Annotated in this window: 18 protein-coding genes, 1 tRNA gene, 2 rRNA genes and 1 riboswitch; of the genes, 18 read left to right on the forward strand and 3 right to left on the reverse strand. The window is 56.2% G+C overall.

The genetic code is table 11. The features are described from left to right. The 16 genes from AC01YT_RS02615 to folP all read left to right on the forward strand — a co-directional run. Positions 1-674, forward strand: a 23S ribosomal RNA gene (locus AC01YT_RS02615); the annotation flags it as partial. A 92-nt stretch (positions 675-766) separates the two neighbouring features. After that, positions 767-883: ribosomal RNA gene (gene rrf, locus AC01YT_RS02620) — 5S ribosomal RNA — on the forward strand. Positions 884-968: 85 nt separating this feature from the next. After that, the gene (locus AC01YT_RS02625; RefSeq protein WP_476672666.1) at positions 969-2,144 is read left to right on the forward strand and encodes a DUF362 domain-containing protein; all 1,176 of its coding nucleotides are present in this window, start codon (positions 969-971) and stop codon (positions 2,142-2,144) included. A 109-nt stretch (positions 2,145-2,253) separates the two neighbouring features. Next, the gene (locus AC01YT_RS02630) at positions 2,254-4,182 is read left to right on the forward strand and encodes a formate--tetrahydrofolate ligase (protein WP_476672667.1); all 1,929 of its coding nucleotides are present in this window, start codon (positions 2,254-2,256) and stop codon (positions 4,180-4,182) included. Positions 4,183-4,340: 158 nt separating this feature from the next. After that, positions 4,341-5,219: an N-acetylneuraminate synthase family protein gene (locus AC01YT_RS02635; RefSeq protein WP_476672668.1), complete on the forward strand. Its 879-nt coding sequence runs from the start codon at positions 4,341-4,343 to the stop codon at positions 5,217-5,219. Positions 5,220-5,222: 3 nt separating this feature from the next. Then, positions 5,223-6,887: a capsular polysaccharide export protein, LipB/KpsS family gene (locus tag AC01YT_RS02640; RefSeq protein WP_476672669.1), complete on the forward strand. Its 1,665-nt coding sequence runs from the start codon at positions 5,223-5,225 to the stop codon at positions 6,885-6,887. 2 nt (positions 6,888-6,889) lie between these two features. Continuing rightward, positions 6,890-7,855: a glycosyltransferase family 2 protein gene (locus AC01YT_RS02645; RefSeq protein ID WP_476672670.1), complete on the forward strand. Its 966-nt coding sequence runs from the start codon at positions 6,890-6,892 to the stop codon at positions 7,853-7,855. A 109-nt stretch (positions 7,856-7,964) separates the two neighbouring features. Further along, positions 7,965-8,432, forward strand: a complete 468-nt coding sequence (gene bfr / locus AC01YT_RS02650) for a bacterioferritin (RefSeq protein ID WP_476672671.1) — start codon at positions 7,965-7,967, stop codon at positions 8,430-8,432. Between the two features lie 29 nt (positions 8,433-8,461). Beyond that, positions 8,462-9,172, forward strand: a complete 711-nt coding sequence (locus AC01YT_RS02655; RefSeq protein ID WP_476672672.1) for a gamma-glutamyl-gamma-aminobutyrate hydrolase family protein — start codon at positions 8,462-8,464, stop codon at positions 9,170-9,172. Then, positions 9,156-10,013, forward strand: a complete 858-nt coding sequence (murI, locus tag AC01YT_RS02660; RefSeq protein WP_476672673.1) for a glutamate racemase — start codon at positions 9,156-9,158, stop codon at positions 10,011-10,013. Before AC01YT_RS02655 ends, murI begins: the two co-directional genes overlap by 17 nt. Before the next feature lie 110 nt (positions 10,014-10,123). Further along, the gene (locus AC01YT_RS02665; protein WP_476672674.1) at positions 10,124-10,651 is read left to right on the forward strand and encodes a DUF3090 domain-containing protein; all 528 of its coding nucleotides are present in this window, start codon (positions 10,124-10,126) and stop codon (positions 10,649-10,651) included. Positions 10,652-10,682: 31 nt separating this feature from the next. Next, positions 10,683-11,417, forward strand: a complete 735-nt coding sequence (locus tag AC01YT_RS02670; RefSeq protein ID WP_476672675.1) for an SCO1664 family protein — start codon at positions 10,683-10,685, stop codon at positions 11,415-11,417. A 75-nt stretch (positions 11,418-11,492) separates the two neighbouring features. Continuing rightward, the gene (locus tag AC01YT_RS02675; RefSeq protein WP_476672676.1) at positions 11,493-12,530 is read left to right on the forward strand and encodes a homoserine dehydrogenase; all 1,038 of its coding nucleotides are present in this window, start codon (positions 11,493-11,495) and stop codon (positions 12,528-12,530) included. A gap of 57 nt (positions 12,531-12,587) precedes the next feature. Continuing rightward, positions 12,588-13,169: a hypothetical protein gene (locus AC01YT_RS02680; protein ID WP_476672677.1), complete on the forward strand. Its 582-nt coding sequence runs from the start codon at positions 12,588-12,590 to the stop codon at positions 13,167-13,169. Between the two features lie 7 nt (positions 13,170-13,176). Next, positions 13,177-13,713, forward strand: a complete 537-nt coding sequence (folK, locus tag AC01YT_RS02685) for a 2-amino-4-hydroxy-6-hydroxymethyldihydropteridine diphosphokinase (protein ID WP_476672678.1) — start codon at positions 13,177-13,179, stop codon at positions 13,711-13,713. A 24-nt stretch (positions 13,714-13,737) separates the two neighbouring features. Beyond that, positions 13,738-14,613 (forward strand): dihydropteroate synthase, encoded by an 876-nt coding sequence (folP, locus tag AC01YT_RS02690; protein WP_476672679.1) that lies wholly within the window; start codon positions 13,738-13,740, stop codon positions 14,611-14,613. 72 nt (positions 14,614-14,685) lie between these two features. Here folP and AC01YT_RS02695 read toward each other — a convergent pair whose 3' ends face one another. The 3 genes from AC01YT_RS02695 to AC01YT_RS02705 all read right to left on the reverse strand — a co-directional run bounded on the left by AC01YT_RS02695 (position 14,686) and on the right by AC01YT_RS02705 (position 17,084). Next, positions 14,686-15,456 (reverse strand): hypothetical protein, encoded by a 771-nt coding sequence (locus tag AC01YT_RS02695; protein WP_476672680.1) that lies wholly within the window; start codon positions 15,454-15,456, stop codon positions 14,686-14,688. Between the two features lie 74 nt (positions 15,457-15,530). Beyond that, positions 15,531-16,703 carry an NBR1-Ig-like domain-containing protein gene (locus AC01YT_RS02700; RefSeq protein ID WP_476672681.1) on the reverse strand — a complete coding sequence of 391 codons (1,173 nt, stop codon included), beginning with the start codon at positions 16,701-16,703 and terminating at the stop codon, positions 15,531-15,533. Between the two features lie 303 nt (positions 16,704-17,006). Further along, positions 17,007-17,084 (reverse strand) — tRNA-Pro (locus AC01YT_RS02705). Between the two features lie 92 nt (positions 17,085-17,176). Then, positions 17,177-17,319: riboswitch (cobalamin riboswitch) on the forward strand. Positions 17,320-17,549: 230 nt separating this feature from the next. Here AC01YT_RS02705 and AC01YT_RS02710 point away from each other — a divergent pair. Further along, positions 17,550-18,551: an ABC transporter substrate-binding protein gene (locus tag AC01YT_RS02710; RefSeq protein ID WP_476672682.1), complete on the forward strand. Its 1,002-nt coding sequence runs from the start codon at positions 17,550-17,552 to the stop codon at positions 18,549-18,551. 54 nt (positions 18,552-18,605) lie between these two features. Next, positions 18,606-19,610 carry a FecCD family ABC transporter permease gene (locus tag AC01YT_RS02715; RefSeq protein WP_476672683.1) on the forward strand — a complete coding sequence of 335 codons (1,005 nt, stop codon included), beginning with the start codon at positions 18,606-18,608 and terminating at the stop codon, positions 19,608-19,610. The last annotated feature ends 1 nt before the right edge of the window (position 19,611 follow it).

Consider the following 19,611-nt stretch of genomic DNA (forward strand, 5'->3'; position numbering starts at 1 on the left):
TGCCAGGTGGGCAGTTTGACTGGGGCGGTCGCCTCCTAAAAGGTAACGGAGGCGCCCAAAGGTTCCCTCAGGCTGAATGGAAACCAGCCGTAGAGTGTAAAGGCAGAAGGGAGCTTGACTGCAAGACCAACGCGTCGAGCAGAGACGAAAGTCGGGCTTAGTGATCCCACGGTACCGAGTGGAAGGGCCGTGGCTTACCGGATAAAAGCTACCCCGGGGATAACAGGCTGGTGAGGCCCAAGAGTTCACATCGACGGCCTCGCTCGGCACCTCGATGTCGGCTCGTCGCATCCTGGGGCTGGACAAGGTCCCAAGGGTCGGGCTGTTCGCCCGTTAAAGCGGTACGCGAGCTGGGTTCAGACCGTCGTGAGACAGGTCGGTCTCTATCCGCTGTGGGCGCAAGGGATTTGAGGGGAGCTGCCCCTAGTACGAGAGGACCGGGGTGGACAGACCTCTGGTGTGCCAGCTGTCGTGCCAACGGCATCGCTGGGTAGCCATGTCTGGCAGGGATAACCGCTGAAAGCATCTAAGCGGGAAGCTCGCCCCAAGATGAGATCCCTGTAATCCCGTCAAGGGAGTAAGGCCGCAGGTAGACTACCTGCTTGATAGGCGGCAAGTGTAAGCGCAGCAATGCGTTGAGCTTAGCCGTACTAATGGCCGAGGGCTTCCGACGTGGTGCGGAGAACTCAGGTCTCTTTGACCGGTTGGGTCTTACCAAGGCCCATTCACACTATTCACTGAACCTTTAAAATTGACCAAAAAGTCTCTTGGTGACTTGAGCGACGGTGGTACACCCGGTCACATCCCGAACCCGGTCGTTAAGCCCGTCAGCGCCGATGGTACTTGGGGGGCGACCCCCTGGGAGAGTAGGTCGTTGCCAAGAGACTTTTTTGGTTTAAAGCCCTTTTCCAGGGCTTTTTTCTTAACCCCCGCTATAATTTATTTATTATCCCCCATGACTGAGGTGTATGATGAATCGAGCGACGGTCTATTTCGGTTCCCCCCGCCAGGCGCGCCTAGATTGGCGCGAAACGCTACCCGCTAAACTCGATCTGATCATGGAACGTTTACACCTGCGAGATCGGGTTAAGGATGAACTGGTAGTGATCAAAATGCATACCGGCAACAACGTTGGTTACTCCACCGTGCATCCGGTCTTCGTGCGCCGTGTGGTTCAAGCCGTTAAGGAAGGTGGAGGTAAGCCATTCATTGCCGATGTCTCGTGGGATGTAACCGGAGCTGAAACCCGTGGGTACACCCCTGAGGTCGTGGGGTGTCCCATCTATCCCGCCGCAGGACCGCAGGAACGCTATTATTACGCCCATACCCGCCCGTACAAAAATATTCGTGAGTGGAAAGTGGCTGGCTTGATTGAGGAAGCGACCTTCCTGATCAACCTGGCGCATGCCAAAGGACATCCTTCATGCGGCTACGGTGGGGCAATCAAGAATCTGGCATTGGGCTGTATGGTAGCCGAAACGCGTAGTGCCATGCACGACGTCTGTCACTTTGACCCATACTGGTTCCCCGAAAAATGCCCCGATCCAGCCTTGCGTCAGAAGATCATCGAATCCTGCCCTCATGGCGCATTGGTGCAGGATAAAGAGCGCCCAGATTATCTTCATCTTCACGTGGATAACTGCAATCAGTGCGGACGCTGTTTGCAAGTGGCGCCGCCGGGAAGCCTGAAGATTGATCCGGTCAACTTTGCCTCGTTTCAGGAAGCCTGTGCCATTAGCGCCTCGATTGTGATGTCCACCTTTGCGCCAGGGAAGGCAGTGCATATTGTCCTGGCCACGCACATGACACCGGTGTGCGACTGTTTCGGCTTCACCGGTATGCCCATTCTGCCTGATGCTGGTATTTTTGGCTCAGAGGATTTAGTGGCGGTGGATCAGGCGGTGCTGGATGCAACGGCCCGAACCCCGCTGATTGAAGAGAATGTGCCGACCTCGATGGAAGTGCACACCCGCGAAGGACACCCACTGGCCTGGCTGCATGGGCCATATAAAAACCCCTATTTGGTCACCCAGTATGCTGAGGCATTAGGGGTAGGAACGCGGCAGTATGAACTGGTGGATGTGCTGCCGGTGGAGACCTTTGTCCGCGCGCCACTTCCTTATGTTTCGGCTTCAGGACAATAGACATTCCTCATAAATATGTCTGACAAATTACCCTGTTTCCTTGATTTTCGTCTCATCCTGGAGGATAATATTATCAGAGCCCTAATTATTTCCCCAGGAGAAGGCAGCCATGTCACAAAAATCCGGCCTTACTAAGCGCCGCCCCTTCCAGCCTACCCCGCTGAAGCGGCGCAGTCCCGTTCCACCTGATTTTGAAATCGCTCAGGAAGCCGATCTGAAACCCATCACTCAGGTGGCCGAGGAGTTGGGGTTACTCCCCGAGGAAATTGAACTCTACGGCCCCTACAAGGCCAAGGTGCGACTGGAGGTGCTCGAACGACTCAAGGATGTCCCGAACGGCAAGTATATTGATGTAACCGCAATTACGCCGACCCCTCTGGGCGAGGGCAAGACTACCACAACGGTTGGCTTGAGCCAGGCCCTGGGGGCGCACCTGGGCTATAGTGTGGTCACCTGCCTACGCCAGCCTAGTCAGGGGCCAACCTTTGGGATCAAAGGTGGGGCTGCCGGTGGCGGCTACAGCCAGGTCATTCCCATGGAAGATTTCAACCTGCACCTGACCGGCGATATCCACGCCATTACAGCGGCCAACAACTTGCTTGCCGCTGCCATTGATGCGCGCATCCTGCACGAAGCCAGCGCCACCGATGAGCAACTTTTTGAGCGTCTCTTCCCCAAAGATAAGAACGGCAAGCGCCACTTCGCCCGCAATATGTGGAATCGGCTGCGCAAGCTAGGCATTGATAAAACCGATCCGGATGAGATGACCCCTGAAGAGCGTAGCCGTTTTGTACGCCTGGATATTGACCCCGATTCGATTACTTGGCGGCGGGTCATTGATACCAGTGATCGTTTTCTGCGGGCGATTACCATTGGCCAGGGCCCCGAAGAAAAGGGCATGGAGCGCAAAACCGGCTTCGATATTACCGTGGCCAGCGAATTAATGGCGATCCTGGCCCTCACCACAGATCTAGCCGATATGCGCCGCCGCATTGGGCGCGTAGTGATTGGTACCAACCGCCGGGGTGAGCCAATTGATGCCGATGATTTGGGTGTTGCCGGCGCGATGACCGTTCTGATGAAAGACGCCATCAAACCGACCTTGATGCAAACGCTGGAAGGCACACCGGTCTTTGTCCATGCTGGACCGTTTGCCAACATCGCCCACGGCAACAGCAGCATCATCGCTGATATGATTGCGCTCAAATTGGCCGACTACGTGGTAACCGAGTCCGGCTTCGGTTCCGACATGGGAATGGAGAAGTTCTTCGATATCAAGTGCCGCTATTCCGGCCTGGTGCCGAACGCGGTGGTGATGGTCGCTACAGTGCGGGCGCTCAAGATGCATGGCGGTGGACCTAAAGTGGTGGCTGGCAAACCGCTGGATCACGCCTACACCGAAGAGAATCTGGATTTGCTCCGCGCCGGTCTGGGCAACCTGCTGGCACACATTGGCATCGCGCGTAAATTCGGTGTGCCAGTGGTGGTGGCTATCAATGCTTTTGCCACCGATACCCCGGCGGAGTTGGAACTCATTCGTAAGGTGGCAGTGGAAGAAGGTGGTGCCGAAGCCGCGGTGGTGTGCCGCCATTGGGAACTCGGCGGCGAAGGTGCTGTGGAACTGGCCGAGGCCGTGGTCAAGGCAGCAGAGAAACCCTCACAGTTCCGCTTCCTCTATCCGCTGGATATACCGATCAAGGAAAAAATTGAAATCATTGCCCGTGAGGTCTATGGCGCCGATGGTGTGGATTACCTGCCCGAAGCTGAGGCCAAGATCGAAGAGTACACGCGGCTGGGCTTTGACAAGTTGCCCATCTGCATGGCCAAGACCCACCTCAGCCTGAGCCATGACCCCAACCTCAAGGGTGTGCCCAAAGGCTTTCGCATCCCGGTGCGCGATATTCGCGCGTCGGTGGGGGCGGGTTTCCTTTACCCACTGCTGGGCACGATCAGCACCATGCCTGGCTTGCCCACTCGCCCCGCTTTTTACGATATTGACCTTGATTTTGAGACCGGGCGCGTGGTGGGGTTGTTCTAAACCCTTGGTGTTGAAGCAACGAATTGGCGCCTGTTCCACCCGGAGCAGGCGCTTTGATCTTTGCCGGGTTTACGTTCAGCAGGCATTGACGATAACCCCTGGGAAGGGTATGATTCTGCCCTGCCTGAATTTTGAAATCATATTTTTAAGGAGAGATCATGGCGAAGGCGATTAAAATCGGCGAGCAATGGGTGGGGGATGGTTATCCAACCTACATCGTAGCCGAAATTGGGATCAATCATAACGGCGACATTGAGATCGCCAAGCGTCTGATGAATGCGGCCTACCGGGCCGGGGTGGACGCGGTGAAATTTCAGAAGCGCACCCCTGAATTGTGTGTTCCACCTGACCAACAAAATGTCATGCGGGAAACCCCCTGGGGGTATATCACCTACCTGGATTACCGCCGCAAGATGGAATTTGGTGAGGCCGAGTACCGCGAGATTGACGCCCACGCCCGTGAATTGGGCATTACCTGGTTCGCCTCGGTCTGGGACGAGCCTTCGGTGGACTTTTTGGAAGCTTTCAGCCCGGTGGCGTATAAAATCCCGTCCGCCGCACTCACCGACCACAACCTGCTGCGCAAGGTGCGCTCGACTGGACGCCCGATCATCCTCTCGACTGGTATGTCCACCTTTGAGCAAATCCGTGAGGCCGTTAAATTGCTGGATCCTGACAATCTGCTGATCTGCCATACTACCAGCACGTATCCCTGCCCGCCCGAAGAACTCAATTTACGCATGATCCAGACTCTAAAACGCGAATATCCCGATATCCCCATTGGCTACTCCGGCCATGAGGTGGGTTTGATACCTTCAGTGGTGGCCGTTGCTCTTGGTGCATGCTTGATCGAACGCCACATCACGCTGGATCGGGCAATGTGGGGGAGTGATCAGGCGGCTTCGGTGGAGCCCGGTGGCTTTGAGCGCCTGGTGAAGTATATCCGAGTGACCGAGCAAGCCCTGGGGGATGGGGTAAAGCGCGTTTACGAAAGCGAGTTGCCCTCTCTGCGCAAACTGCGTCGGTTTGGAGTCTGAAGCGTGCCATTTTCCCCTTTGTCCCTCGCGCGCTTACAAAATACCATAAGGCACCGAGCGCGTCGCTGGCAGAATAATCTTCAACTCCGCTGGCTGGCGCGGCAAGTGGCCGCCCGCGCCCCGGTGGATGCCCACACACCGCCGGTTATCCTCTTTAATGCCTCCACGCGCTTGGTCGGGTTGAGCTTGAACGCGGCCTTCTCACTACTGACCGCCTGGGCCTTGCGTCTCTCCGGGACACCCGTGGTGCATTTTGTTTGCCACCAAGGGCTACGACCGTGTGTGTTAGGGACAAATCGTGATGATCCTACCCGTTTCCCGCCGTGTGCCTCTTGCTTAGCCCAGTCGCGGGCAGTGTATGCGCGTGCCCAGGTCGCTCCTTTAATCTATCAGGAAGAGCCAAAACTGGGTGCGGCTCTGCAAGGATTGACCCTGAACGCGTTGATGGATTTTGTTTATGAAGGGATGCCGTTAGGGGCGCTGGTGCTACCGGCAATGCGCTGGATTTTACGGCGCCACACCCTGATGGATGATGAACCGACGCGTTATCTGTACCGCCAGTATATCCTTTCGGCGTGGAGCGTAGGAAAGCAGTTCGCCGCCCTTCTGGAGCAGGTGCAGCCGCTGGCGGTTGTGGTCTTTAACGGTCAGTTTTACCCCGAGGCAACGGCGCGCTGGGTAGCGCGGCAGCGGGGTATTCGTGTCATCACCCATGAAGTAGGATTGCGCCCGTTCTCGGCCTTCTTTACGGAAGGGGAAGCCACTGCTTATCCGATTCAGATTCCAACGGAGTTTACCCTATCAGCGGAGCAAGAAGCGTGCCTGGATGCCTATCTCTCGCAGCGCTTTCAGGGACAGTTTACCATGGCGGGTATTCGCTTCTGGCCGGAGATGCGTGGCTTGGATGAAACCTGGCAGCAGCGTTTGAGTGCTTTCCGTCAAGTGGTGCCGGTCTTCACCAACGTCATTTTTGATACCAGCCAACCGCATGCCAACACCCTGTTCCCAGATATGTTTGCCTGGCTGAACGCCCTTTTAGATCTGATACGCGCCCACCCGGAAACCCTGTTTGTCATCCGCGCCCATCCAGATGAGTTGCGCCCGGGCAAAGAAAGTCGTGAGACGGTGGCGGCGTGGGTGGAGCAACACGGGGTGAAAAATCTGCCCAATGTGGTTTTTGTCGGACCACGCGAGTATCTCAGTTCGTATGAACTCATTCAGCGCTCCAAGTTTGTGATGGTCTATAACTCGTCTATCGGCCTAGAAGCCTCGATTATGGGCGTGCCGGTGCTGTGTGCGGGGCGTGCCCGTTACACACAGTACCCCACGGTGTTCTTTCCTCTCAACGCTGAAGACTATCTGCGCCAGGCGGAGGCTTTTTTGAACGCAGAACGCATCGAAGTCCCTCCCGAGTTCGTTCGTGAGGCGCGGCGCTTCCTTTACTACCAACTCTTTATGACTTCGTTGCCATTTGAGGATTATCTCGAAGAGGATGGCATTTGGCCGGGGTTCGTGCGTTTGAAGCCGTTTGATTGGCAGGCGCTGTTACCTCAAGCATCGCCGACCTTACGCGTTATTGTGGAAGGTATTACCCGCGGCAATCCTTTTGTCTTAGAGCCAGCGGAGGGTGCACTCGCACATTCACTACCCCTTACATCTGAGGGATAACCATGCCGGTTTGTGCGGTGGTGATTCGGGCGTATAACGAGGCGCAACATATTGGTCGTCTCTTGGAGGGTATCCATCATCAGACTCTGCGCGACGTTGAGGTGATACTGGTGGATTCGGGGTCAACCGACGCAACAGTAGCCATTGCGAAGCGCTACGGGGTCAAAATTACCCACATCCAACCCCAGGAATTCACCTTTGGGCGTTCGCTAAATTATGGCATTCGTGAGGCCACAGCACCCTTTATCGTGATGGCTAGTGCGCATGTCTATCCGGTCTACCCGGATTGGTTGGAGCGTTTACTGGAACCGTTTGAGGATGCTCAAGTGGCGCTGACCTATGGTAAGCAGCGTGGGCATGCGGTGACCAAGTTCTCAGAACACCAGATTTTTCGCCGTTGGTATCCGGATCAATCTATTCCGCGCCAGCCGCATCCATTTTGTAACAACGCCAATGCAGCCATCCGGCGCGCCTTATGGGAACAGCACCCTTATGACGAGTCGCTACCGGCACTGGAAGACCTGGCCTGGGCGCGCTGGGCACAAGCGCAGGGATATGCCATCAGTTATGTGGCTGAAGCCGAGGTGATTCACGTTCATCGCGAGACCTGGCGTGGAATTTATAACCGCTACCGACGAGAAGGGATGGCGTTCAAGCAGATTTATCCTCACGAGCGTTTCGGTTTACGGGATCTGGTACGCCTATGGGTGAGCAACGTGTGGAATGACTGGCAGGTAGCACACAGAGAGGGGGTGTGGCGGCGCGAATGGTGGAATGTCGTGCGCTTCCGCTGGGCGCAATTCTGGGGGACGTATCAGGGTTACCGCCAGAGCGGGCCGTTAACCTGGGCGTTGCGTCAGACGTTTTATTACCCGCAATCAACACCAATTGTGGTCAGTGGTCGGGAAGAGCGGCAGCGCGATGTTGCGCCAATTCCCTACCACGAAGTAGAGGATTGGGAGGTATAAAAAGGACATTGGGGCTGGTGCTAAGGCTTATAATATAATACAGAAAGTACAGGCTATCGTGTAATGCCAGGTCACTTGAATCTATAATCTTCAGGGAAAGGAGTCAGCCATGAAAGGGAGCCCCAAGGTCATTGATGTCCTCAATCACCTCCTGGCGGATGAATTGACCGCCATCAACCAGTACATGGTGCATTCAGAAATGTGCGCTAACTGGGGATATGAGAAATTGCATGAAGCCATCGAAAAGCGCGCCATTACCGAGATGCACCATGCCGAGAAACTGATCGCAAGGATTATCTTCCTGGAAGGTAAGCCGATTGTGAGCCAGTTAAACCCTCTTCACATTGGCGAGGAGGTTGAAGTCCAACTAAAAGGGGATCTGCAAGCTGAATATGACGCCATAAAGGCCTATAATGCCGCCATCCGGCTGGCGGTTGATGAAGGCGATCACGGCACATGCGCTCTGCTGGAGAGCATCTTGCAAGACGAAGAAGACCATGCTGACTGGATCGAGGCTCAATTGGATCAGATCAGCCACATGGGGTTGCAAAACTATCTAGTCGAACAGACCGACTGATCTGCGTCGGATTTAGAGGTAAAGCCTGAATGCCAAAACCTCTTATCGGTATCACGTTAGGGCGCAAGTTCAAGGACGATGAGGGTTTATTCGCGATTAGCGAGACCTATATAACCGCCGTGGAACGGGCCGGGGGCATTGGGGTATTGCTTCCCGCCCTCCGCGACGATGAAGCGGTACATCGGGTGCGTCAACGCTTGGATGGTTTACTGCTTACCGGAGGTGCGGATGTAGATCCTGCCCTCTATGGTGGACAACCTCACCCCAGCGTGTATGGCGTGGATGCCTGCCGTGATGCTACCGAGATTGCCCTGGTGCGTATGGCAGTGGAAAACGGGTGGCCCTTCTTGGGGATTTGCCGTGGGATTCAGGTGATCAACGTGGCGCTAGGGGGCACACTTTATACCGACCTGCCCGATCAATTGGGCACTCAGGTGGCGCACCGCTCAGAGGAAGTTGGGCATCCTGTGCGGATTGATCCCTCCAGTCGGCTGGCCAGCGTGGTAAGCACCGCCGAACTTCAGGTCAATTCCTATCATCACCAAGGGATTGAGCGACTGGCGCCGGGTTTAAAGGCGGTCGGGTGGGCGCCGGATGGACTGATTGAAGCGGTGGAAGTGCCCGGACATCCCTTTGGGTTGGGGGTGCAATGGCATCCGGAACGGCGCCTGGATTCCTCACCGCATCTAGCATTATTTGAAGCCTTAATACAGGTAGCACAAGGTGGATACAACGGCTGAAACGGTAACTATTGGGATCTTTGATTCGGGTGTGGGCGGTCTTTCGGTTTTGCGTGCGATCCGTGCGCTATTGCCTCAACATCCTGTCATCTACCTGGCGGATCAGGCTCATGTCCCGTATGGTCCGCGGGCTCTGGAAGAAGTGCGTGGATTTGCTGAAGGAATTACCCGATTTTTGCTCCGCTATGGGGCACGGGTGATTGTGGTGGCGTGCAACACGGCCTCAGCAGCCGCGTTATACCATTTACGCACGATGTATCCCGACGTGCCGTTTGTGGGGATGGAACCGGCGGTCAAACCCGCAGCAGAGCAGACGCAGACCGGGCGCGTGGGCGTGCTGGCTACCCCGGCGACGTTTCAGGGCGCACTGTATGCCTCAGTAGTGGAACGCTTTGCCAGCCATGTACGCTTGTATCAAGATACCTGCCCGGGTCTGGTGGAGGCCATTGAAGCCGGCGATTTAGATGGCGAGGCGCCGCGCCAGATCCTGGAACGGGCACTCCGGCCCATGCTGGCAGAGGGCATTGATACGGTGGTGCTGGGGTGCACTCATTATCCTTTTGTGATCCCCTTGATTCAAAAAATTGCCGGGGCAGAGGTGCGGGTGATTGATCCGGCCCCAGCAGTGGCCCATCAAACCCAACGCGTGTTGAACCAACGGGGCTGGTTGATGCCATCGGGCCGTGTGGGCAGGGTGCGGTTTTTTACCAGTGGCGAGGTGGAACGGCTTCGGGCGCAGGTGCAGCGGCTGATGGGTGAACGTGAAGTGACGGTTGAAAAAGTGGTTTGGAGCGGGGGAGAGGTTAAATTGAAGTCATCAGCTGCTATATTAACCTCGTAAACTTGAGTCTGAGCGGTTGGATACCCTGAATTGCAGTTAAGCCATGGGCAAAAGCACCCCTGGTCGCCTGAGGTCGGTTAAAATAAGACCGAGGAGGCTGAACTTATCCTATGCCACGGACGGAAATTGACCTAGATCCGGTAACGCACATCACCGCCGATGCCATTGGTAAGCCCGGCCAGCGCGTTTTCTACCTCCAGGCCTGGCAAGGGGCACAATCGGTGACCTTGCTCATCGAAAAAGTGCAGTTGCAAACTTTGGCCCTGGGTGTGACGCAGTTCTTAGAGGAACTGAGCCAGCGCTATCCCGGTTTGCCACCAGCGTCACCGCTTTACCAGGAAGTGGCCATGCACATACAGCCACCGGTGGATCCGCTCTTCCGCGTGGGTGAGATGGGGTTGGCTTATGACCCCGATCGCGACTTAGTCTGCCTGGTGGCTTATGAACTGGTCGCTGATGAAGGCGGGGAAGAGGAAACTTCAGTGGTGCGCTTTTGGTGCACGCGTTCCCAGTTATTGGCGCTTGCGGCGTGGGGTTTAGAGGTGGTTAATCGTGGGCGACCGATTTGTCCCCAGTGCGGGGAGCCGATGGATCCCGAGGGCCATTTTTGCCCCCGTCGTAATGGGCACAAACATTGATCCTGAGGGTGTGAACTGAGCTGGTAAGCGAATGGGTGGCACAAACAATGAGGCGCGGATCATCCAGGCGTTGGAGCATGGGGAGATCACGCTACGAGGGGAGATGCTGTTCGGCTCCAATGATACGTTTTTGGTGCAGGTACGTTATCAGGATGAGGACATCCCAGCGGTTTACAAGCCTACCCGGGGCGAACAACCCTTGTGGGATTTTCCCCCTGGCACTTTAGCCCTGCGTGAAGTGGCGGCTTATGTGATAAGCCAAGCGCTGGGTTGGGAGTTGGTGCCACCCACAGTTTATCGGCGCAAAGGGCCGTTGGGGAAAGGCTCGCTGCAATTTTTCATTGCCCACGACCCGGAGTATCACTACTTCACCTTTACCCCTGAGGATCGTCAGCGTCTGCGCCCGGTGGCGCTGTTCGATATCCTGGTCAACAATGCCGATCGTAAGGGAGGACATATTCTGTTTGACCATGATCATCATTTGTGGTTGATAGATCATGGAATTTGTTTTCACGTAGAAGATAAATTGCGCACGGTCGTGTGGGATTTCGCCGGGGAGCCTATTCCACCGCCGTATGCGGACGACATTGAGCGTTTTGTTAGCACTTTGGAAAGACGTTCTGCGCCGTGGGTTGCAACGCTGGAGGCCCTCTTAAGCGCCGCCGAAATCCAAGCCCTCTTACGGCGGGCACAGCGCTTGCTTCACGGAGGTTGTTTCCCTCGCCCTCCGACTGGGCGACGTTATTACCCCTGGCCACCGGTTTAGGTTTGACATTCTGGGGGTTTGTGGTACAACATGCATGACATTCACGATGATCACAGACAAGCGGAGGAACGAGCGATGACGCGACAGGTAACCCTGGCCATGGTCGGTTTTGGTAATGTGGGGAGGGCTTTTGCCCGCTTGCTTTTACGCAAACAGCCGGAACTGCTCAAGCAGTTTGGCTGGCAGGTGATCGTGACCGGGATTGTGACCGGGCGACACGGCGCGGCCATCAATCCCGGCGGGATTAACCTTAATCATGCGCTGGAATTGAGCGAACGCGGTCAATCTCTAAACGTTCTTTCAGCCCAGCCAGTACCCCAAAACACGCTGGACTTTCTATACGCGAGTTCGGCGGAAGTGATGATTGAAACTTCGCCCGTTAATCACCTCACCGGCCAGCCGGCAATAGACCACATTAAGGCGGCGTTGCAAAAAGGCATGCACGCCATTACCGCGAACAAAGGCCCAGTTGTTCATGCCTATAAAGAGTTAACCGAAATGGCTGTCAGCCGCGGTAAGCGCTTTCTCTTTGAAGCGGCCGTCATGGATGGAGCGCCAATTTTCTCGCTCTTCCGCGGCCCATTACCAGCGGTGAACCTGCAGGGCTTTCGGGGTATCCTCAATTCCACCACCAACTTCATCTTGGGTGAGATGGAGCAGGGACGCACATTTGAAGAGGCAGTGCGCCAGGCGCAGGCGATTGGCATTGCCGAGACCGATCCCAGTGCCGATATTGACGGTTGGGATGCGGCGATCAAGGTTGCGGCGCTGGTGACGGTGCTAATGGGCATTCCGCTCAAACCCCAAGAGGTGGAGCGGCAGGGAATTCGAGAGTTAACCCGGGAGCAAGTAGCTGAAGCGCGGGCAGCGGGTGAGCGCTGGAAGCTGGTGTGCACGGCACGCCGCCAGGGTGATCTGTTGTTGGAAGCGCGAGTGCGTCCAGAGCGTGTCTCCGCCGATTCTCCGCTGTATGCCATCAGCGGTACCAGTTCCTACGTTGAGTTTCAGCTTGATGTCCTGCCCGGATTGGGGATTGTAGAGAGTAATCCTGGGCCGGAGACGACGGCTTACGGGTTATTGGCGGATTTGATCAACGCACTACGAAATCAATAACTGGAGATGGGTGAAGCGTATTGGGTCGCTGGTGGGCTTGCAGTCGAGGGAGGGGTGATGTCGGCTTTGCTGGCCAGCGGCCTTCAGCCCCGCTGGGTCGAAGAGAGCCATGTACTAGCGGGGCATACTTTCCCTGACATGCCCGGTTTAACCTACACCTGGCCCCCTTTTTCTGCGCCCAGCGCCTTACGTTGGCTGCAGGACCGGGTAACAGGGCTGCGTTATCATGAACGGGAGTGGCTTTTATTGGCGGAGCCGGTGAATGAAGGGGTGGCCTGGAGTGTTTTGGCGAGTGCGGCAGGTGTGGGGCGTTACAACCGCTTGCCGCAGGCGCGCTTGGAGCCCCTGATACCCTTTCCACGGGAGATGATGTCATCTGACATGTGGAATGACTGGCTGAGCCAACATGGCCTGGACGGCGAGGGCAGCGGTTCAGTGAAAGGGTTAGATATGCCGGAGACACCTCCTTTCCCCTTGCCTGCTGGGTGGGCTTATACCGCCATCTCCTGGCCGAACAAGCCTTTGCCCGCTCTATTAAACGCGTGGGCTGAACACATTACCCGCAGGGAGGTAGAAAAGGTTGTGTTGGTCAGCGAGGTACAATCCGATCTGATTGGCCTGGTTATCTCGCCGGTTTGAGGTGACCATGCGCACAGAGGCGAACCATGGAGCAACCTGGGTAACCGTATATCTGGCACTGGGCACGAACCTAGGTGACCGCTTGGCAAATTTGCGTCAGGCATTGGCGGCCTTGCTGCCGGAGGTCCAGCCGTTGCGGGCTTCTGCAGTGTATGAAACACCGCCTTGGGGCATCACCGAACAGCCGCGTTTTTTGAACATGGTGGTTGAAGCCCGCACGCAGCTGGAACCTCTGCCTTTGTTACACTATCTCAAAACGCTGGAACGCCAATTGGGGCGCCAACCCGGGGTGCGTTATGGACCGCGCTTGATTGACCTGGATATTTTGCTTTATGGAGACATGGTAATCAATTTACCGGAATTGACTGTGCCCCACCCGCGCATGGCAGAACGGGCGTTTGTGCTGGTGCCGCTATGTGATCTCTATCCCCAAGGGCACCATCCGTTACTTAATGAAACGTTTGAAGCGTTACGCGCGCGGGTGGATTGTCGGGAAATTGAAATATGGGCTGAGGCGACTGCGGTATGGCCGCAGGTTGGATGAGATTGAAGAGAATGGAGGTAAGGAATGACTCGAACAACGCCTTTACCCCGCTGGGGCGAGCGCACGTATGTCATGGGTATTATTAACGTGACCCCGGATAGTTTCTCCGGGGATGGATTACTGAGTGAGGGGGAAGTAGTGGATCGGGCCCTGGTGCAAGCCGAACGCTTCGTTCGGGCTGGCGCGGATATTCTGGATATCGGGGGTGAGAGCACACGACCGGGGGCGGCACCGGTCAGCGGCGAAGAAGAGATGACGCGGGTCTTGCCAGTCATCGAGTCTTTGAGCAAGCAGGACTGGGATGTTATTCTCTCGGTGGATACTTATAAGGCCGAGGTGGCCGAAGCTGCTTTGCGCCTGGGGGCGCATTGGATCAACGATGTCTGGGGGTTACGCGCCGATGAGCGTATGGCTGAGGTGGTGGCACGATATGGGGCGGTGGTGATCCTGATGCACAATCGCAGTCAACCTCAGCACGCTGAACTGCGTGAGCGCCTGGGCGGGCGGTATGTGGGGATTGCCTATGAGGATCTGATCGAGGATATCAAGCGCGAACTGCTGATCAGTGTCGGGATAGCCCAAGCCGCCGGCGTGCCCCGCGAACATATTATTCTCGACCCGGGGATTGGGTTTGGGAAGACCGTGGAGCAAAACTTGGTTCTAATTCAGCGCTTGGAGGCTTTTAAGGCGTTGGGCTATCCGATCCTTTTAGGGCCTTCGCGCAAGTCCTTTATCGGTTATACGCTTAATTTGCCCCCGGACCAGCGCCTGGAAGGCACCCTGGCAGCGGTGGTAATGGGGGTGGAACGAGGGGCAGATATTGTGCGCGTGCATGACGTTGAGGCCGGGGTGCGGGCGGTGCGCATGACTGAGGCTATTTTGCGGGCACGTTTGTCCTAGTGTTCACTATAATAGATATAGAGAAAAGGGGCAGTCCTTGCGACTGCCCCTGGTTTTGTTTAGGGAAGGGGTCTAGGGGTAGGTATTGTTCCAAAACCAGTTAAAGGCATAATAGCCGGCGGGACTATCCATGCGGATGGCGATGCGACTTTGACCCTTCAATTCCGCCGGGATAGTGTAGGTGAATTCCAGCACGCCACCTTTGCCCGACTCACTGCTCCTGACAACAATGCCGCCAATACCCTTGGTGCCGTACTTGCCCATGCGTACGGTGAAGGACTGGTTGGCGGGAAAGTTATGGGTGCGGATGGTGACTTTTTCGTCCGCGACCACGCTCAGGATGGTGAAGGTGGGGATGCCGGTATACCCGCTTGGAGTGGGTTTTGGGGTGGGGGTAGAGCCAGGGGTGGCCGTGGGCCCTGGGGTTGCGGTAGCGGTGTTGTAGAACCAGTTGTAGGCAAAGTACCCACCGGGCTTACTGTCCATGCGGATGGAAATCTGGCGCAATCCTCTGAGCGCAGCGGGGATATTGAACGTAAGAGTTTGAGTACCGCCACTACCCGACGTGAACTGTCCGACCTCAATGCCCCCGATAGCACGGGTGCCGATTTTGCTCATGCGCACAGTGAAGGTTTGATTGGGGGGTAGATTGACCACTTTAATGGTGACCGATTCATCCGGCTTTACCGAGACGACATCCAAGGTGGGATAACCGGTATAGGCTTGCACCAACCCGGTTGGAAGTAGCAAAGGAAGGGCAAGCACAACGATGAGCATTAGGTCAAACCAAAGGCTAGCCCTAGGAAGACGCAGGCGGGTTTGAGAAGAGAACAAGGATTTCATTTTTTACTCCTGGGCTTTTGGCCCTTGGTTGAAAGTCCTGGCCCTCATCTGGTTGGGAGGGCCGGGTGAAAGGTTTAGCGCACAACGCGCGGCGCCAGCCAGAAGGCCAGATCATCTTGGGAGTTCCCGTTATTGAGCACCTTGAGGATGAACTGTACCGACTTGCCGTCCAGACTACTCAGGTCAATATCAAGGGACTCCCACTTTCCATCTGAGGTTTGGTTCCACGAGCCCAGATTTTGCTCAGTGCCGCCATCGGCAATGTAGTTCAACTGGAACATGACGTTGCAGTTCGGAGCACCGTCCAAGCAGCCGATGATGGCCTTAAAGCGGTCGCCTTTGGCGATCTTGAAGACCGGGAATTTACCACTGATGAAGCCGCCATCCCCTGAGGAGGGAACGGAAATGATCGCCGGTTCATCTTCTTGGCGGCCACCTTCCAGTTTAGGCGCGTTGTTAATGGTGATCGAGCCGTTGGTGGTGTCAATCCCGCTCGAAGGGCAGGTTAGTACGCCAGTTGAGGTGCGCCATTCAGCAGCACAATAGTTCGCCGCCAGGTCGTATGCAACCTGAGAGGGTTGCTTCACCTTGATTTTGACCCAGAAGGACTGATCGGCATTGCGTCCCAAGCCGAAGACCACCCCGTCGGCGCTGCGTAGTTTCCAATTACCGGTGTAATCGCCGGGATTGGTGGGGGCTTTCAGATTAACCGAGATATCCACGGTTTCGCCTGGGCGAACGGTAGTGTTCAACTTCTGAGAAGCGGGTCCATCCATGGCGTTACCGTTGACGAACACCAGGGCATAATCGGCCGTCCAGGTGCAGGAACCAATATTTTGCAGGCGCCAAGTCTTAGTGAAACTCTCGCCAGGGCGGAACTCCGTGCCGTCGGGCACGGTAACATCTTTGATGAACTTGGCCCAGTTACAGGGAATGGGTGTGGCGGTCGGCGTTGCCGGCGCCGGGGTCGGCAGAGCGGTTGGTGCAGCAGTGGGGGGCAAGGTTGTGGCCGTGGTCTCTTGGGGGGGCGGTGTAGCGGTAGGGATGGGGCTGGGGATGGCCGGTGTGACGGTTAATTGGGCGATCAGGGTCTGCAAAGCCATTTCGGTCAAGCGCGCTTCCACGGTTTGGGCGGCGTAAGTAGCGGCTTGGTTGCCGCTGGGACGCGGTCCTAGGGGGAAACACCCGGCGATGAGTAACGCCAGGACGAGCGTAATCATTGTGACCCAAGGGGATATTTTCCTCATACTTCTCCTCCTACCTTAAAGAAATCAAGTGGGATAAATCCAGGGCATCCATCCAAATAATGACGTCAAATCCCTCCGGAAAGTTCCTTAAGAGGGCAAACACATGTTAAGGGTAGGGAGTTATGACACGCGATACAACCCCGCTAAAGTGATTATAGCAGGTTATGGATTTAGGGAATATGCTCAATTATCCCCTTAATGCCGGTTGTCTGTTCAATGTCAGGGGATAGTAATCTTTATGTCGAAGATTAAAAAACGGCTCTTGTGCGAGCCGTGATGAAGGGAAATAGGATCAGGTTTTATTGGTCGGGGCGCTGGGATTTGAACCCAGGACCTCTTGCACCCCATGCAAGCGCGCTAGCCGGGCTGCGCCACGCCCCGAGACATGCGTTATTATAGTCGGGAAGAGCCGTTTTGGCAATCCTTTTCTTGACAAGAACATCGCCCGCGCTTACAATCATCTCAGTTTGACAACCTCATAATACCTGCCGGGTGCCTGTCTCCCCGGATGGAGCGGCTTAAAGGCGAAACCGGTGCAAGTCCGGTGCTGTCCCGCAACTGTGAGGAGGGCTAAGGTCCTCCAAGCCAGGTCGCCCGCCTGGTAGGGGTTCGCCAACCTCTCGTGGAAAGGAGGTGGGAACGACGCTCTGGCAGCCTTGGTTTCTCACCTCCCTGTCATCCCGACAGGGAGGTCGTGTTTTGAATGCTGGAGCCGCGGATGAAACGATGATGACGCGAATTTGAATCCACCCGACTGGCCTTTTGGCCATGTGTACTGGGCTTTGCTTCAAGCCCTGCAAGTTATTCTTTCACTTCAAAAGTTCCCTTTTTGTGGAGATACCAGCAATGAAACCATTATCCCGTTTTCTAGCTCTGACTCTATTCTCAATTCTGATGCTGACAGCCTGTGTTTCGGCCACGCCTGTGGTGACGCCAACTGTGACTGAAGCTCGGATAGACCTGCCAACAGCAACGTTGGTACCTACGGTTGTTGCCACCTCCACCCCTGCCCAAATCTCCGCCACGGATGGCTTGGGGCGGGTGGTGATGCTGGACGCCCCAGCTCAGCGCATCATCTCGCTGGCGCCTTCGAATACCGAGATTTTGTTTGCTTTAGGCGCTGCGGGTCAGGTGATCGCGCGCGATTCATTTTCGGATTTTCCCCCTGAAGTTACCACGGTGCCCGATATTGGTTCCACTTGGGAGACGCTCAACCTAGAACAACTGGTGGCTCTCCAGCCAGACCTGGTGCTGGCCGCTGGGATTCAATCCCCTGAACAGGTCAAGGCGATCGAAGATGCTGGCTTGACAGTCTTCCTGGTACCTAACCCGGTCGGGCTGGAAGACCTATATGCCAATCTTGAGGTGGTCGGACGGCTGATTGGGAGGGAGGCAGAGGCCACCGCCCTGATCGAGAGCCTTAAAGCGCGGGTGGCGGCGGTGGATGCTAGGGTTGCCACCATCAACCGGAAGCCGACGGTCTTTTATGAACTGGATGCTTCTCAAGACCCGGCCAAACCCTGGACGGCTGGTCCTGGCTCATTCCATGATGCGCTGATAGCCCGCGCTGGAGGCATGAATATCGCTGCTGAGCTCGATAGCGCTTGGGCGCAGATGAGCCTGGAGCAAATTGTGGCGGCGGATCCTGATATTATCCTGCTGGGGGATGCCAAATGGGGCACCACGCCGGAAAGCGTAGCCCAACGTCCCGGATGGGGCAGCCTGCGTGCGGTCAAAGAAGGGCGGGTCATCCCCTTTGATGACGACACCATCAGTCGGCCTGGCCCGCGTCTGGTGGATGCGCTGGAGAACCTGGCTAAAATCTTACACCCTGAAATCTTCAAATAAGTCCTTTTGGCCCTATCCTGATGGTGGGATCAGGATAGGGCCGCAATTTTGCCAATGATGAAGAAGACCCCTTCTTGGATCATCCTAATCCTTGCCCTGGGTGCGGCGCTAGTGCTGAGCGTGCACATTGGCGCCGTGAGCATCCCGTTGGGGGAAATCTGGCGGGCATTGTTTGGCCAAGCGGCGAATCCCGCGCATCAAACAATCTTGTGGGACATTCGCCTGCCGCGCACGGTGTTGATTGCGTTGACCGGCGCTGCCCTGGGTGGAAGTGGTGCCGCTTATCAAGGGCTTTTCCGCAACCCTCTTGCCGATCCCTATCTGATCGGGGTGGCTTCGGGGGCTGGTTTGGGGGCGGTGCTGGCCATGAGTTTGCGCTGGCCCTATTCGTTTTGGGGTTTGATGGCTGTACCGGCGGCGGCTTTCCTCGCTGCGATGATCACGGTGCTGGTGGTGATGGCTCTAGCACGTAGTGGGCAGGCGTTGCCGATGGCGAATCTGATCCTGGCCGGGGTGGCGGTTTCATCCTTTGCCTCGGCTTTAACGTCGTTTCTGATGTTGCGCTCTACGGGTGAACTGCGGCGTGCGCTGGCCTGGTTGCTGGGGGGCGCTGCCTTAGGGGGATGGCAGGCCGTAGGTGTCATGTTGCCTTACCTTCTGACCGGGTTAGGCGGGTTAATGATCAGCGGGCATGCGTTGAACGTCTTGCAGTTTGGGGATGAGCAGGCGCAGCAGTTGGGTTTGAACGTGGCGCGTGTGCGCATGGTCATCTTGCTGGCAGCTGCTCTCAGCACTGCCGCCGCGGTCGCCTTTGCCGGGATCATCGGTTTTATTGGACTCATTGTTCCTCATGTTATGCGTCTGCTTTTTGGCCCGGATTATAGGGCGTTGATCCCGCACAGTATCTTGGGTGGGGCAGCGGCATTACTGCTGGCGGATGTGTTGGCGCGGGTGTTGCTTGCACCGCAGGAACTGCCGGTAGGGGTCATTACGGCTCTGGCGGGTGCGCCGTTCTTCCTTTGGCTCTTGCGACGTAGCAAAACCCAAGGGATCGGTTAAG

This window comes from Thermanaerothrix sp. (genome assembly GCF_056331585.1).

What these genes read in the sequence shown, in the direction of transcription:
- AC01YT_RS02625 (WP_476672666.1), top strand. Translation starts at nt 969, where the DNA reads ATGATGAATCGAGCGACGGTCTATTTCGGTTCCCCCCGCCAGGCGCGC.
- AC01YT_RS02630 (WP_476672667.1), top strand. Translation starts at nt 2,254, where the DNA reads ATGTCACAAAAATCCGGCCTTACTAAGCGCCGCCCCTTCCAGCCTACC.
- AC01YT_RS02635 (WP_476672668.1), top strand. Translation starts at nt 4,341, where the DNA reads ATGGCGAAGGCGATTAAAATCGGCGAGCAATGGGTGGGGGATGGTTAT.
- AC01YT_RS02645 (WP_476672670.1), top strand. Translation starts at nt 6,890, where the DNA reads ATGCCGGTTTGTGCGGTGGTGATTCGGGCGTATAACGAGGCGCAACAT.
- bfr (WP_476672671.1), top strand. Translation starts at nt 7,965, where the DNA reads ATGAAAGGGAGCCCCAAGGTCATTGATGTCCTCAATCACCTCCTGGCG.
- AC01YT_RS02655 (WP_476672672.1), top strand. Translation starts at nt 8,462, where the DNA reads ATGCCAAAACCTCTTATCGGTATCACGTTAGGGCGCAAGTTCAAGGAC.
- AC01YT_RS02665 (WP_476672674.1), top strand. Translation starts at nt 10,124, where the DNA reads ATGCCACGGACGGAAATTGACCTAGATCCGGTAACGCACATCACCGCC.
- AC01YT_RS02670 (WP_476672675.1), top strand. Translation starts at nt 10,683, where the DNA reads ATGGGTGGCACAAACAATGAGGCGCGGATCATCCAGGCGTTGGAGCAT.
- AC01YT_RS02675 (WP_476672676.1), top strand. Translation starts at nt 11,493, where the DNA reads ATGACGCGACAGGTAACCCTGGCCATGGTCGGTTTTGGTAATGTGGGG.
- AC01YT_RS02680 (WP_476672677.1), top strand. Translation starts at nt 12,588, where the DNA reads ATGTCGGCTTTGCTGGCCAGCGGCCTTCAGCCCCGCTGGGTCGAAGAG.
- folK (WP_476672678.1), top strand. Translation starts at nt 13,177, where the DNA reads ATGCGCACAGAGGCGAACCATGGAGCAACCTGGGTAACCGTATATCTG.
- folP (WP_476672679.1), top strand. Translation starts at nt 13,738, where the DNA reads ATGACTCGAACAACGCCTTTACCCCGCTGGGGCGAGCGCACGTATGTC.
- AC01YT_RS02695 (WP_476672680.1), bottom strand. Translation starts at nt 15,456, where the DNA reads ATGAAATCCTTGTTCTCTTCTCAAACCCGCCTGCGTCTTCCTAGGGCT.
- AC01YT_RS02700 (WP_476672681.1), bottom strand. Translation starts at nt 16,703, where the DNA reads ATGAGGAAAATATCCCCTTGGGTCACAATGATTACGCTCGTCCTGGCG.
- AC01YT_RS02710 (WP_476672682.1), top strand. Translation starts at nt 17,550, where the DNA reads ATGAAACCATTATCCCGTTTTCTAGCTCTGACTCTATTCTCAATTCTG.
- AC01YT_RS02715 (WP_476672683.1), top strand. Translation starts at nt 18,606, where the DNA reads ATGATGAAGAAGACCCCTTCTTGGATCATCCTAATCCTTGCCCTGGGT.